This window comes from Allobosea sp. GW821-FHT03A12 (genome assembly GCF_058986765.1).
The window spans coordinates 146,893-160,705 of record NZ_JBYSVZ010000003.1; the positions used below are offsets into that span (position 1 = coordinate 146,893).

A 13,813-nucleotide genomic window follows, 5' to 3' on the forward strand; every position below is an offset into this window, starting at 1 on the left:
CCCGCGATTGCGGGATGATGCGGTATCGGCGGCAGATGACAGCGCCGTGACAGGAGGCGCATTCCGGGACGATCGCGGTGGAAGGCCGGTCATCGATCGTCAACCATACCACCCGCGCTCGCGGGCGAGGCCGGAACGTCAGTCCGCCCGCAGCAGCAGGTCGACGCAAGCCGCGACATACGTCCTGCGCTCGGCCTCGGCAACGGGATCGATGCCAAGCAGGCCGCGGACCTGATGGAAGCCGCGCAGCATGCCGATGAACTGCTCGGCGAGCCTGTCGGCTTCCGCGCGGGCGAGCGGCCGCGACAGGCCATCACCCGATCGTGAACGTTGCGCGAGCAGAGTGGAGAGTTCCGTGATCATCCGCCCGGCGCCGGCCTCGTAGGCAGCCTGTCCCAATTCGGGAAAGCGGCTGGCGGCCCCAACGATCAGGCGATGCAGATCGAGCGAGGCGGGATGCAGCATCATCGCCAGGGCGTCCTCGCCCAGGCGCAGCAGGATGGCGCGCAGATCGCCGGTCTCGCTCGCCGGCCGGCGCAGCGGAATCGTCAGCTTTTCAGTGAGTTCGGAGCAGATCACCAGGAACAGCGCCTGCTTGTCGGCGAAGTGGCTGTAGATCGTCTGCTTGGAGACGCCGGCGCGCTGGGCGATCTGGTCGAGGCTGGCGCGATCGAAGCCCTCGGCCAGGAACGTCTCCGACGCGGCCCGGGTGATCGCGTCGTGTTTATCCGGCCGTGATTTTTCTGCCGGCATCGGTCTTGCTTCTGCAGCGGTGGCGCTACCGCGTCCGTGCATTGATCATTCCGTCACGCTTCCGCCCTTAAAGGGTGCTTATCAAACTAGACCGTCCAGTCTAGAATATGTCCGTACTACCGGAGCGTCCAGCCTGATGAAGCGTTTTCTCCTCCTTATCCTTGTCGCCGGGCTGGCGGGCGGCGGGTATTATGGCTACCGCAACCACTTCAAGGGCAGCGGCCAGCAAGCGCAGGCGCAAGCGACGGGACCCGGGCAGGGTGCTGGCGTGCCGGTCGAGGTCGGCACGATCGAGCTCGCCTCGGTCAACGAGGAGGTCGAGGCGCTCGGCACGCTCGCCGCGGACGAATCCGTGGTGATCGCTCCCGAGATCGCCGGCCGAGTCGTCGCGCTCGGCTTCAAGGAGGGCGAGAAGGTCGCCAAGGACCAGAAGTTGGTCATGCTCGACACCGCCATGCTCGACGCCGAGCTGAAGCAGGCCCAAGCCGATCTCTCCCTCGCCCGCGATACCCATGACCGCAACCGCTCGCTGGTGCAGCGCGGCTCGGGGACGCAGGTCGCGCTGGAGCAGGCGACGGCGCAACTCGCCTCGCAGGAGGCAAAGATCCAGCTCGTCCAGGCCAAGCTCGCTCTGGCGACCATCAAGGCGCCGTTCACCGGCGTGGTCGGCCTGCGGGCGGTCGGCGTCGGCGATTTCGTCTCGATCGGCAAGCCGCTGATCACCCTGACCAATATCGACCCGATCAAGGTCGACTTCCGCGTGCCCGAGATCTTCCTGACCCAGGTCAAGGTCGGCCAGCCGATCCAGCTCAAGGTCGATGCGGTGCCCGACCGGCCCTTCACCGGCCAGGTCTTCGCGATCGACCCGGTGGTCGACGTCAACGGCCGCGCTGTCAAGCTGCGCGCCACCATCCCCAATGGCGACCTCGTGCTGAAGCCCGGCCTGTTCGCCCGCGTCACCGTGGTGGTCGACAAGCGCGACAACGCCCTGCTCGTGCCCGAGACCGCGGTCGTGCCGGATGGCGTCGGCAAGGCGGTCTTCGTCGTCGAGGGCGGCAAGGCGCGGCGCATGCCGGTCGAGCTTGGCAAGCGCCTGCTCGGCAAGGTCGAGGTGGTGAAGGGGCTGAAAGCCGGCCAGCAGATCGTCACCGCCGGCCAGATGCGCCTGCGCGACGGCTCGACCGTGGCGATCAAGGAGAAGGCCTCGGTCCAGACCAGCTCGCTGCCGGGCGTCGTGCAGCCGGGTGTCGCGCAGCAATGAGCCTGTTCGAGCTCTTCGTCCGCCGGCCGGTCCTCTCGACCGTCCTCAGCCTGCTCGTCGTCCTGATCGGCTTCGTCTCCTATACGCGCCTGACGGTGCGCGAATACCCGAACATCGACGAGCCGATCGTCTCGGTGCAGACCGTCTATCGCGGCGCCAGCGCCGAGATCATCGAGACGCAGGTCACGCAGATCCTGGAGAACTCGATCGCTGGCATCGAGGGCATCGAGATCATCAACTCGACCAGCCGCCAGGAGCGCAGCCAGATCTCGGTGCGCTTCCGCCCGGATGTCGATCCCGATGTCGCGGCGTCCGACGTGCGCGACCGCGTCAGCCGCGTGCGTGGCCGCATGCCCGACGAGATCGACGAGCCGATCATCGCGAAGGTCGAGGCCGACGCCCAGCCGGTGATGTATCTGTCGCTGACCAGCAAGCGCCATTCGCCGCTGGAGCTGACCGACTTCGCCGACCGTTTCATCTCCGACCGGGTCCAGAACATCACCGGCGTCGCCGAGGTCCGCATCCTCGGCCAGCGCCAGTTCGCCATGCGCATCTGGCTCGATCGCGCCCGCATGGCCGCCTACAACATCACCGTGCAGGAGATCGAGGGCGCGCTGCGCTCTCAGAACATCGAGATCCCGTCGGGCCGGATCGAGAGCAACGACCGCGAATTCACCGTGCTCTCGCAGACCAGCCTGATCACGCCGGAGCAGTTCCGCGAGATCACGGTCAAGGACGCGAGCGGCTTCCCGGTCAAGCTGCGCGACGTCGCCAAGGTCGAGCTCGGCGCGCGTGAGGAGCGCAACGCCGCCTGGTTCGGCGGCGAGCCCTCGGTGACGATCGGCATCGTCAAGCAGGCGACGGCCAATCCGCTCGACGTCTCCTCGGGCGTCGTCGCGGCGCTGCCGGGCATCCGGGACGACCTGCCCGACGGCATGTCGATCGCGACCTCCTACGACACCTCGATCTTCATCGACCGCTCGATCAAGGCGGTCTATTCGACGATCGGCGAGGCGGTCGTCCTCGTCGTGCTGATCATCTTCCTGTTCCTGCGCTCGCTCAGGGCGACGCTGATCCCGCTCGTCACGATTCCCGTCTCGCTGATCGGCGCCTTCGCGTTGATGTATGCGATGGGTTTCACCGTCAACACGCTGACCCTGCTCTCGATGGTGCTCGCCATCGGCCTCGTCGTCGACGACGCCATCGTCGTGCTCGAGAACGTCCACCGTCACATCGAGGACGGGATGGAGCCGAACAAGGCGGCGATCAAGGGCATCAACGAGATCGCCTTCGCCGTCGTTGCGATGACGCTGACGCTGGTTGCGGTCTATGCGCCGATGGCGTTCTCGACCGGGCGCACCGGCAAGCTCTTCGTCGAGTTCGCGCTGACGCTCGCCGGCGCGGTGCTGGTCTCGGGCTTCGTCGCGCTGACGCTGACGCCGATGATGTGCGCCAAGCTGCTGCGCCATGAGAACAAGCACAACTTCCTCTACAATGCACTGGAGCGCTTCTTCGAGGCGCTCTCGAGCGGCTATCGCCGCTCGCTGCGCTTTGCGCTCAGGGTCCGGCCGGTGATCGTGCTGCTGGCGCTCGGCGTCGCCGGCGGCAGCTATTTCTTCCTGACCAATCTGCGTTCCGAGCTGGCGCCGGTCGAGGATCGCGGCACCATCACCGCGATCGGCGTCGCGCCCGAAGGTGCGACCATGGCCTTCACCGCCGACTATGCCCGGCGGGTCGAGGACTATTTCAGCAAGATCCAGGAAGTCGACAGCTATCTCGTCATCGTCGGCTTCCCCGACGTGACGCGGGCGATCGCTTTCGCGCGCCTGAAGCCCTGGGAAGAGCGCCACCGCAAGCAGCAGGATCTCGTCGCCGAGATCAACAAGGGGCTGTCGCAGATCCCCGGCATCCGCCTGTTCGCGACCAACCCGCCCTCGCTCGGCCAGGGCGGCGCCAACAGCAAGCCGGTCGAGTTCGTGCTGCGCTCCTCCGACAGCTATGCCGAGATCAAGCAGAACGTCGATCGCCTGATCGCCGAGGTGCAGGGTAATCCGGCGCTGACCAACATCGAGAGCAACCTCATCCTCGACAAGCCGCAGATCAAGGTCTCGATCGATCGCCAGCGCGCCGCCGATCTCGGCGTAGGCGTCGACGTGATCGGGCGCACCATGGAGACCTTGCTGGGCGGGCGCCAGGTCACCCGCTTCAACATGAACAGCAAGCAGTACGACGTGATGCTGCAGGTCGCGGGCGAGGACCGCAACACGCCGCAGGCCTTGCAGTCGATCTATCTGATCGGCCGCGGCGGCCAGGTCGTGCAGCTCTCCAGCCTGGTCCAGGTCGAGGAGAACGTCGCGCCCAAGGAGCTGATCCGCTTCAACCAGCTGCGCTCGGCGACGATCACCGCCGTGCCGGGGCCGGGCTATTCGCTCGGCGATGCCCTGAGCGTGCTGGAGCAGGGGGCGGCCAAGGTGCTGCCGACCTCGTTCCAGACCGACTATTCCGGCCAGAGCCGCGAGTTTAAGCAGTCGGGCTCCTCGATCCTGCTGGTCTTCCTGCTGGCGCTCGGCTTCATCTATCTGGTGCTGGCGGCGCAGTTCGAGAGCTTCGTCGATCCCGTCGTGATCATGGTCTCCGTGCCGCTGTCGATCACCGGCGCGCTCGCCGCGCTCTACTTCTCCGGCGGCACGCTCAACGTCTACAGCCAGATCGGTCTGATCACCCTGGTTGGCCTGATCACCAAGCACGGCATCCTGATCCTCGAATTCACCAATCAGCTGCGCGAGGAGGGCCGGGAGCTCGTCGACGCCCTGGTCGAGGCAGCGGAATTGCGCCTGCGGCCGATCCTGATGACCACCGGCGCGATGGTGCTCGGCGCCGTGCCGCTGGCGCTGGCGGAAGGCGCCGGCGCCGAGAGCCGCTCGCAGATCGGCTGGGTCATCGTCGGCGGCATGACCTTCGGCACGCTGCTCACGCTCTATGTCGTGCCGGTGGCCTACAGCTATATGGCGCGCAGCAAGCACGGCTCGCGTCATGCCCCGGCCGAGGCGCATCCGCAGCCGGCGGAATGATCGGCGATCCGGGTAGAGGATATCCGGATAGCCCTTAGCGGAAACGTCTATTCGCTTTCACCGCCGCCCGACGCTACCTCGTCCGGCGGCGGCGCCCAATGAGCGAGAACTCAGGTGCCGCCCGTGACATAAACGGGAGGAACGGCATGAAGATTGGTTTCTGGCTCAAGGCTGCGGCGTTCGCCGGCTGCACGGCGAGCCCGATCGCGCAGGCGCAAGTCTTCCCGAGCAAGCCAATCACCATGCTGATCCCGTTCGCGGCGGGTGGACCGACCGACGTGGTCGGGCGCCTGGTCGGCGAGCATATGAGCCGCACGCTCGGTCAGCCGGTGATCATCGAGAACGCGGTCGGCGCCGCCGGCACGCTCGCCGGGCAGCGCCTGATGGCCGCGCCCGCCGACGGCCATGTCATCCTGATCGGCCATACCGGCACGCATGCCGCGGCCGTCTCGTTCAACCCGAACCTGAAATACCGCCCGGTCGAGGATTTCGCCGCGGTCGGACTGGTCAACACCAACCCGATCTTCCTGACGGTCCGCAAGACCCATCCGAGCGCGACGCTCTCGGAATTCGTCGCCTGGGTGAAGGCGAACGAGAAGGCCGCGAGCAACGCCCATGCTGGCGTCGGCTCGGTCAGCCACACCACCTGCCTGCTGTTCAACACCGTCGTCGGGGTCAAGCCGAACGGCGTGCCCTATCGCGGCACCGGCCCGGCGATGAACGATCTCGTCGCCGGCCAGGTCGACTATCTCTGCGACCAGGCGGTGAATGTCGCCCCGCAGCACCGCGCCGGCACGATCAAGACGCTCGCCGTCGCCTCGGTGAATCGGGCCACTGCGTTGCCGGATGTGCCGACCAGCACCGAGGCCGGCGTGCCCGGCTTCAAGGTCGAGGTCTGGAACGCGATGTTCGCACCGAAGGACACGCCCGCCCCGGTCGTCGCCAAGCTGAACGGAGCGCTGAAGGCGGCACTCGCCGATGCGACGGTGAAGGCCAAGCTCAACGAGCTCGGCGCCGAGATCCCCTCGGCCGAACTGCAGGAGTCCGCTGGCCTGCGCGCCTTCGTCGGGGCGGAGATCGAGCGCTGGGCGCCGATCATCAAGGCAAGCGGCGTCAAGATCGAGTGAGGCTGAACTTTTCTCTTATCGCATTTTCTTCACGCGAACCGGTATCCACTTCGCTCGAAAATGCGTTGGCTATTGCAGCCTGACCGAGACGCTCTCGCTCGCCCCGGCTGCATCGATCACCGAGATCCGGACGAAGCCCTTGCCGGGCGGCTGCCAGGCGGCTTCCCGGCGCTTCACCGCCGACATTACCGGCGCGCCGTCGACCAGCCAGGTGAAGGGGGCGACGCCGCCAGAGACCTTGAGGTTGAGCTGCGGGGCGCCGTCGAGAGCCGAGGCGGCGAGATCGATCTTCGCGCCTTCGGGTGGGAAAGCGAGCTTGAGGCCCGGCGTCGCCAGCGCGGCGACGGTCTTCGGCACGTCCTGGCGCAGATGCCGGAGCGGCGGCGGCAGGGTCGCGCTGCTGGCGGCGATCGTGCCGGACGGCTGGACGAAGGGATGGGGATCGAGGCCGATGCGGGCAAAGGCGTCGAACAGGATCGGCGCGGCGACGACGCGTCCGACCAGTCCGGGCACCGCGCCATTGTCCGGCCTTCCGACCCAGACGCCGATCGTGTGCTTGCGATCGAAGCCGACGGCCCAGGCATCGCGATAGCCATAGGAGGTGCCGGTCTTGTAGGCGATCCTGCCGGGCGGCGCATTGAGCGGCGGCGGCGCCCCGAGCAGCGTATCAGCGACGTACCAGGCGGCGACCGGCTCGACGAGGCGCAAAGGCGGCTCGGTGGCGCCGCTCGCCGGCTTCACATGCAGCGGCACGACCTCGCCGCCGCGGGCGAGGCCGACATAGAGCCGGGTGAGGTCGGAGAGGGTGATGCCGAGGCCGCCGAGGCCGATGGCGAGGCCGGGCGCGCCGCCATCCTTGGGCATGGCGATGGCGGCGCCGGCATCCTTCAGGCGGGACAGGAAACGCTGTGGCCCCACAGCTGAGAGCAACTCGACCGCCGGCAAGTTGAGCGAAAGCTGCAGCGCCTTGCGGGCGCTGACCATACCCTGGAAGCCGAGGTCGAAATTCTCGGGAACGTAGAGGCCGTAGCGGGTCGGCCGGTCCTCCAGCATGGTCTCGGGATGGGCGAGGCCATTGTCGAAGGCGAGCGCGTAGATGAAGGGCTTCAGCGCCGAGCCGGGCGAGCGCAGCGCCTGCGTCAGGTCGAGCGAGCCGGCGCGCCCGGCGTCGAAATAATCGACGCCGCCGACCGAGGCGCGGATCTCGCCGGTCTCGTTGTCGGCGACCAGGATGGCGATCGAGAGCTGTGGCCCCTGACCGATGGCGCGCTCGCGGGCGAGCTGCTCCAGGCTCGCCTGCCAGCGCGCATCGATGGTCAGACGCTGGCTGCGCTGCTCCGGCGCCTCGGCGACGACCTGCTCGGCCGTATGCGGGGCGAGATTCGGGAATGGCTTGCGCGCCGTCGGCACCGGCTCGTCGCGCGCGGCGGCGACCTCGTCGGGCGTCGCGAGGCCAGCGGCTTCGACGCGAGCGAGGACGCGCTCGCGGGCCTTGCGCGCCGCTTCCGGGAAGCGGTCGGGCCGGCGCGTCTCGGGCGATTGCGGCAGGGCGACGAGCAGCGCCGCCTCGGCGGTCGAGAGCCGCTTCGGCTCCTTGCCGAAATAGGCGAAGCTCGCGGCACGCACCCCTTCGAGATTGCCGCCGAACGGGGCGAGGGTGAGATAGAGGTCGAGAATCTCGATCTTGCTGAAGCGGCGCTCCAATTCGACCGCGCGCACCGCCTGCCTGAGCTTGGCCGAGAGTGAGCGCTCCTGGCGCGGTTCGAGCAGGCGCGCGACCTGCATGGTCAGGGTCGAGCCGCCGGAGACGATGCGGCCGTTGCCCAGCATCTGCCCCGCAGCACGCAGGGCGCCGAGCGGATCGATGCCGGCATGGTCGTCGAAGCGCTTGTCCTCGAAGGCCTTGAGCATGGCGAGGTAACGCGGATCGACGTCGTCAGCACCGACCGGCAGCTTCCAGCGCCCGTCATTGGTGACGAAGGGGCGCAGCAGCTTGCCCTCGCGGTCGAGCACCACGGTCGAGCGGTCGCGCGCGGCGGCGAAGTCGATCGGGGGGAGGGTCGAAGCATACCAGTAGAGGGAGGCGGCGGTGGCCGCGGCCAGCGCAACGACGCCGAGGCCGGCATAGGCAAGCCGGCGCGGCCAGACGCGCTTCCCTTCTCCCCTTGCGGGAGAAGGTGGCCCGAAGGGCCGGATGAGGGGTCTCGCGACGCTTCCAATGGCTTTTGCAATGAGACGCCAGCGATCACGCGCGGCGCGACCCCTCACCCCAACCCTCTCCCGCAAGGGGAGAGGGGGTGGTGTCGCGTCCCGCTCATCCGGCCTCGGCTTCACGAGGTCACCGTGCCGACGTGATCTCGATCGTGCCGAACCCCGTCCGGCCGAAGCGATCCGGCCGGTACATGTCCTCGATCACTGCCGCTGGCGCGACATAGCGGCCGGGCGAGACGGCCCGGGCGATATAGGCGACCGTGTAGCTCAGCGGATCGTTCTTGCCGCCGCTGCGCTCGAAGGCGGCGACGAAGCGGTCGTCGCGCGCCTCGGTATGAACGGGCGAAACCTCCTGCTTCAGCCAGCCCAGGCCCTCGACCGAGGCCCCCTCGGTCAGCTTGGCGTTCTCGATCTCCAGCCCGGCCGGGACGGGGTCGACCAGCAGCAGCCGGCCATAGCGCGCCGCCGGTTCGGTGACCTTGAGCGCGACGACATAGCGCTCGTTCTGGCGCAGGCGCGAGGGATCGACGCGCTCGCCCTTCATGGTGAAGAGCGTGCGCTCCAGCCCGAAGCCCTGGTTCAGCGCCGGCTCAGGCGTCGACGGGATGCCGGAGACGGTGATCACCGCATTGGCCGAGGCGGTGCCGGGATTGCCGATGACCAGCGGCTTGGCCTCCAGCGACGCCTGCGGGACCGTGCGGTAAAAGGCGCCCTTGCGCTCGGCGCCGTCAACCGTCAGCGCCATGCCCTCGGCGTCCTTGGCCATCGCCGCGGCAGCCATCGCCATCCACATGTTCTCCTGCGTCGAGGTGTAGCGCGCATTCTGGCGCGCATTCTGGACGACGTCGGCGGCGCGGGAGAGGTCGGCGCGCTCACCATTGCTCTCGGCGATCAGGGTCAGGATGCCGGCGCCGTCGCGCAGCCGCGAGCCGTAGTCGGCACGCGACAGGCCGTCATCGCTTGCCTGCTGCAGCGTTCCCAGTGCGCTGGTGAAGGCGGCGCGGCCGCGGGTGCGGTCGCCGAGCAGCGAGAGCGCGGCGCCGATCTGGGCGCGGGCCAAGGCTGAGCCGAAATCGCCGAGCTTGTTGTCGGCGAGATAGCGCAGATCCCCCATCACCGGCCGGCCGTTGCGGGCGAGCACGTAGAGGGCATAGGCGATGCCGGCCGCTTCCTCCTTGTTGATCTCGCTGGTGTTGACGACCTGGTTGCGCAGGCGGTCGAGCGCCATGTTGAAGGCGGTCTGCGGCACCGCGAACTGGCGCTCGCGGGCGCGGGTCAGGAAGTCGGTGACGAAGGCGTCGAGCCAGAGATCCTCGCCGCCGACGCCCCAGAGGCCGAAAGAGCCGTTATTGCCCTGGCGGGCGAGCACGCGCTCGATCGCGGCATTGACGCGTTCGTCGGCATTGCCGTCGAGTGCCAGCTGCTCCATCGAGGCGAGCCGGTTGACGACGAGCAGCGGCAGCGCCCGGCTGATCGTCTGCTCGGTGCAGCCATAGGGGTAGCGGTCGAGCGCCTTCAGCACCGCCGCGACATCGAGCGCCGCGACCGGCGAGACCGAGACGGAGACCGCGCCGGAATCGGGCACGAGATCGGCCATCAGGTCGGAGGAGACGGTGAGCGAGCCGCCGCCCGGGATCGGGCGGACGATCCGGCGCGCGATCGTCTGGGTCGAGGGCTGCACGCGCACGGCGAGGTTCTGCACCGTGCCGATGCCGTTCGGGCCGGTGACCTTGACGTCGAAGCTGGCGCGGCCGAGCCCGGCGGCGGTCACCGGGATCGTCAACGAGCTCTTGGCGCCGGCGGCCATGGTCATGCTGCGGCGGGTCGCGTCGGCAGCGACCACGACCGGGCCCTTGACGTCGAGATCGACGAGATAGGAGCCGGCCGGCCCCTCGACATTGTCGATCTGCAGGTGGAAGCGCGACTGGTCGCCGAGCGCCAGGAAGCGCGGCAATGTCGCCTGCGCCACGATCTGGTCGCGCACGAAGACGTCGGCGCTGGCCTGGCCGGTGCGGCCTGCGCTCCAGGCGACGGCCATGACGCGGACCGAGCCGTTGAAGGCCGGCAGTTCGAAGTCGACCTTGGCAGTGCCGTCCGGCCCGAGCTTGACCACGCCGGAATAGCGCGCCAGCGGCTCCTGCGTCGGCGCCTCGCCATTGAGCTGCGGAGCGGCGTCGCCGCCGGAGCGGATCGCGCCGCGCGCGCCTTGCATGCCGTCGATCAGATAGCCATAGAGATCGCGCAGTTCATGGCCGAGCTGGCGCTGGCCGAAGAAGTACTTGCTCGGATCGGGGCTCTCGAAGCGGGTCAGGTTGAGAATGCCGATATCGACCGCCGCGACGGTGACGAAGGCTTCTTCACCGGCCTTGGCGCCGGTCACCCTGACCGGGAGCGACAGCGTCGAGAGCGGACGCACGAGGTTGGGCGCGCCGAGATCGATGGCGAGGTTGCGTTCGTCCTTGCCGACGCTGAACCAGGCGAGGCCGATGGCGCGGCCCGGCATGCGCTGGGCAGCCGTGTCCATCGGGCGATGGGCGAGCACGACGAGATAGGCGCTGGCGCCCCAGTCGGACTTCGCCGGGATCGTCACGGTCGTGCCGTTGGCCGGCACGTCGACGGTGCGGATCTCGGCGACGCGGTCGCTCATCACCGCCAGCGTCGCCTTGCCGGCGAAGCGCGGGGTGAGGCGGACCTGCATGCTCTCGCCATTGGCGTAGGATGGCTTGTCCAGCGCGACGTCGAGCACGTCGGGCTGGTCCGCGGTCTTCTCGGTCTCGTAGCCGACATTGAAGGAGACGCTGGTCTCGGTCGCCTCGCTGCCATCGGCGCTGACATCGAGCCGGTAATTGCCCCATTGCACAGGGGCGGAGATGCGGGCCGGGGCGTTCTCGGCGACGGCGATCTCGCCATCGGCGACGCGGCGGGTCGTCTTGACGCCCTCATAGTTCCAGCGGCCGTCCTGATAGAACCACTGATAGTTGCGGGTGACCTTGGACAGCGTCCATTTCACGCCCTGACGAGCGATACGGCGGCCGTCGCCCTGGGCCATGATCACGTCGAAGGTCGCGGTCTGGCCGTTGCCGAGCTCGCCCTCCTTGAAGGCCTTGCGCACGCCGATGGCGGCGCCCTTGGGCACGATCGGCATGGTGACGGAACGGGCGATGGCGCGCCCGCCGGGCTCGCCGACGCGCACAGTCAATTCGACTTCGAGCGGCCGGTTGGTCTCGGGCTGGGCGACCGGATTGGCGATGGTGACCTTGCCGTCAGCGCCGGTCTTGGCGGCGTCCTCGAACTCGGCCTGCTGCGGCTCGAAGGCCTCGTCGGTCAGGCCGACCTCGTAGCCGGCGAAGCCGGGGATCGCGGTCTGCGCCGCCGAGCGCACGGTCATCGAGCCGGTGACGTCGAGATCGGAGCCGGGCGCGCCATAGAGATAGCGGGCGTTAACGTCGATCTCGGCCGGCTCGCCGGCCTGCAGCATCTGCTTCTTCGGCGACAGCGTCAGTTCCAGCCGCTCGGGGACGTAATCCTCGACCAGGAAGGAGATCTCGCCGATCGCGGCGCCCTTCGGGTCGGAATAGGCCTGGACGCGCCAGGTGCCGGTCTGGGCGCCGGAGATCAGCGGGATCGAGTGGGCACGGCCGCCGGCGCCCTGATCCTCGACCTGGCGGCGGCGATATTCGACGCCGTCCGGCCGTCTGACGACGAGCGTCAGCGGCAGGCCGGAGACGGCGGCGCCCTTGGCGTCGCGCAGCAGCGTCGTCAGGTAGACCGTCTCGCCGGAGCGATAGACGCCGCGCTCGGTATAGAGGAAGGCGTCGAGCCCGGCCGGGGCGACGCGGCCCTTCACGCCTCGATCGGAGAGATCGAACGCGGTCTGCTTCAGGTCGAGGAAGCCGTAATCCTCACCGACGCTGGCGGTGACGAGGCCCGGCGCATTGCCGCCCTGGCCCTTGCCGAGGGCGGCGTCGAAGCGGGCATAGCCGTCGCGGTCGGAGCGGACGGTCGCCAGCACCTCGTTGTTGCGGGCGATCAGGCGCAGCTCGGCATTGGCGACGGGCGAGGCGTCGGCGAGCGAGCGCACCAGCACATGCACGCCGTCCGGCCCGGAGAAGGAGGTCAGGCCGAGGTCGGAGACGACGAACCACTGTGTCGCGCGGGTGGTGCCGTCGTCATAGTCGCCGTCGCTGTCCGAGGAACTCGCCGTCTTGGTGGTGCCGGTCGGCTTGGCGAACATGACGTAGACGCCGGGCTGGAGCCGTCCGACGGCCTCGAGCACCGGGAAGGCGGTGGTGACGTCCTTGTTGAGCTCGGATTTCACCGCCATCGTGCCCTTCCAGACGCTCGAACCCTTGTCCGAGGCGATCTGGCTGGCGTTGTAGCTGCCGAGCTGGCTGAGGAAGTCGTCGGAATGGACCGAGCCGATCAGGTTGCGGTCGCCGATGCGCATCACCTCGAGATCGAGGCTGTCGGCATTGACCGAGACGACCGGCACGCCCTGCTGGCCGGTGCGCGGCAGCACGTAGTTCTTGCCGGTGAAGCGCACGGACGGGGCGCGATCGCGGACATAGACCTCGTAATCGGCCGATTTCAGCAGCTTCTCGTCGGGGATGGCCGAGGGGACGCCCTGGCGGATGACGAAGCTGTAGCGTTCGCCATGGCGCAATCCGTCGACGCAGAGCTGGCGCTCCTCGCCGGTGACGGCGAAATCGCCCTTGCCGGTGATGGCGACGTAGGGCGTGAAGTCGACGCGGCCGCGCGAGAGCGGCTCGGAGAATTCGAAGCAGGCGCGCGGGCTCGCCGCGTCGGAATCGACCTTGTTGGAAGTCAGGCGGAAGCCGCGCTGGGCCCTGAGCGCCTCGTAATCGGTGCGCAGCGAGGCATTGTCGGCGAGGTCGAGGCTGAGACGATAGGTGGTCAGCGCCGGGCGCCAGAGCTCGTGCTTCTCGAAGACGCGGGCGAGCACGCCGAGCGAGGAGGCTTCGTCCGGGCGCGAGGTCGAGCGCTGATAGGCGAGATAGGCGGCGCTGATCGCGCGCTCGCGCAACTCATAGCGTTCGCGATAATCGCGCGGCTCGATGCCGCTCGCCGCCTGCGCCATCAGGCGCCAGCCCCCGGGATTGGTGGGATCGGCGACTGCCGCGGCGTTGGCGAGCGGCAGGGCGGCGCGGGCATCGCCGCGGCCGAGGGCGGCGGTGCCGTCGCGCAGCAGGGTGGCGAAGGGGCGCTGGCCGACCGAGACCTCGCGCTTCAAGCGCTCCTCCAGACGCTGGCCGTCGCTGGCGAGATCGGGCCGGACATAGGCCTTCTGAGCGAAAGCGGGTCCGGCGGCGACAGTCAGGCCGAGCAGGAGGGCGAGACGGACGAGATGGCGCATGGCTCGGTCTCCGAAA

The 13,813-nt window shown here is 68.5% G+C and carries 6 protein-coding genes; 3 read left to right on the forward strand and 3 right to left on the reverse strand.

The genetic code is table 11. From position 1 onward, the window contains the following. Positions 1-138: 138 nt before the first annotated feature. Positions 139-753 (reverse strand): TetR/AcrR family transcriptional regulator, encoded by a 615-nt coding sequence (locus AC3WLC_RS08535; RefSeq protein WP_493683498.1) that lies wholly within the window; start codon positions 751-753, stop codon positions 139-141. Between the two features lie 136 nt (positions 754-889). Here AC3WLC_RS08535 and AC3WLC_RS08540 point away from each other — a divergent pair, with 136 nt between their 5' ends. The 3 genes from AC3WLC_RS08540 to AC3WLC_RS08550 all read left to right on the forward strand — a co-directional run bounded on the left by AC3WLC_RS08540 (position 890) and on the right by AC3WLC_RS08550 (position 6,212). Beyond that, a complete protein-coding gene (locus AC3WLC_RS08540; protein ID WP_493683499.1) occupies positions 890-2,014 on the forward strand; it encodes an efflux RND transporter periplasmic adaptor subunit in 1,125 nt (374 codons plus the stop codon). Beyond that, positions 2,011-5,085, forward strand: a complete 3,075-nt coding sequence (locus AC3WLC_RS08545) for an efflux RND transporter permease subunit (protein WP_493683500.1) — start codon at positions 2,011-2,013, stop codon at positions 5,083-5,085. The genes AC3WLC_RS08540 and AC3WLC_RS08545 overlap by 4 nt, the downstream gene beginning before the upstream one ends. Before the next feature lie 146 nt (positions 5,086-5,231). Beyond that, complete coding sequence (locus tag AC3WLC_RS08550) at positions 5,232-6,212, forward strand: tripartite tricarboxylate transporter substrate-binding protein (RefSeq protein ID WP_493683501.1); 981 nt, start codon at positions 5,232-5,234, stop codon at positions 6,210-6,212. A gap of 69 nt (positions 6,213-6,281) precedes the next feature. Here the strand turns inward: AC3WLC_RS08550 and pbpC are convergent, their stop codons facing one another. Beyond that, the gene (pbpC, locus tag AC3WLC_RS08555) at positions 6,282-8,408 is read right to left on the reverse strand and encodes a penicillin-binding protein 1C (RefSeq protein WP_493684521.1); all 2,127 of its coding nucleotides are present in this window, start codon (positions 8,406-8,408) and stop codon (positions 6,282-6,284) included. 142 nt (positions 8,409-8,550) lie between these two features. Further along, complete coding sequence (locus tag AC3WLC_RS08560; protein WP_493683502.1) at positions 8,551-13,797, reverse strand: alpha-2-macroglobulin family protein; 5,247 nt, start codon at positions 13,795-13,797, stop codon at positions 8,551-8,553. Positions 13,798-13,813 lie beyond the last annotated feature (16 nt).